Raw genomic sequence first — 1375 nt, forward strand, 5'->3', positions numbered from 1 at the left:
GACGGCCTGGCCTACACCACGCCGGACAACCGCCACCTGCTGATCACCGCCACGCCCGCGCGCTATCGCGGCGAACCGGCTGTGCTGTGCCTGTTCATCGATCTCAGCAGCCAGCACGAGGCCGAACAGGTGCTGCAGCAGGCACGGCGTGCGGCCGACCAGGCCAACCGCGCCAAAAGCCAGTTCCTGGCCACCATGAGCCATGAGATACGCACCCCGCTGTACGGCGTGCTCGGCACGCTGGAGCTGCTTGGCCTGACCCCGTTGGATGCGCGCCAGCAGGACTACCTGGACACGATCCAGCGCTCATCATCGACATTGATGCAGCTGATCAGCGACATCCTGGATGTCAGCAAGGCCGAGGCCGACCAGCTGAGCCTGGAACCCGGCGCGTTCGATCCGGTGCGGTTGACCGAGGACGCACTGGACTCCTACGCCGCTGCCGCCGCACACAAGGGCCTGCAGTTCTACGCCTGCATCGACCCGGACGTGCCGGCTGCGGTCAATGGTGATGCCGCGCGCATCCGCCAGATCCTCAACAACCTGATCAGCAATGCGCTGAAGTTCAYCGACAGCGGTCGGGTCGTGGTGCGCCTGGGTGCACAGCACATCGATGATCGCTGCTGGCTGCGCTGGCAGGTGGCCGATACCGGCATCGGCATCGCCAGCGAGCACCAGGCACATCTGTTCGAACCMTTCTTCCAGGCCAACCCGGGCACCGATGCCATGCGTGGCACCGGACTGGGCCTGGCGATCTGTGCACACCTGACCGCGATGATGGACGGCCACCTGCGGGTGGTCAGCGAAAGCGGCCTGGGCAGCAGTTTCTCGGTCGAACTGCCGCTGCCTGAGGCAATACCCGATCCGCTGCAGGCGGCTTCACCGCAGATGCCGGCAGGGCTGCCAGTGCAGGTTCGCGGCAGCGTTCGCGAGTTTGCACAATCGATATGCGATCGGCTGCAGCAGCGTGGCGCACAGGCCAGCGTGCACCGCGAGGATGCGCCGGCGCTTGTCGACCCTGGCACGGTGATGCTCGACCTTGTGCTGGACGAGGGTGCGCCTGCGTGGAGTGGACCGCAGGTGGTGGCCTGCCGCGAAGGCGGAATGCAGCCGCAACAGGTGCAGGGACATTGGCAGGTCGGCGTGCATCGCCTGGATGCGATCGTGATGGCGCTGGCGGCTGCAGCCGGGCGAGCACTGCCCGCCGAGGTCAACGGGCGTCTGCCCGCGACACGCAGGTTCGGCGGGCTGCAGGTGCTGGTCGCCGAAGACAACCCGATCAACCAGGCGATCCTGCGTGACCAGCTGGAGCAGCTCGGCTGCCACGCCGTGGTCGCCGGCGACGGCAATGAGGCCCTGCGCTATTGGCCACAGC

The 1375-nt window shown here is 67.0% G+C and carries 1 protein-coding gene; it reads left to right on the top strand.

What is annotated here, in order from left to right:
• Positions 1-1375, top strand: a 1375-nt coding sequence (locus AC1VAN_RS21885) for an ATP-binding protein (protein WP_480986752.1), incomplete at both ends; no start/stop codon positions are given.

The organism is Stenotrophomonas sp. 05L44_2, assembly GCF_056665995.1.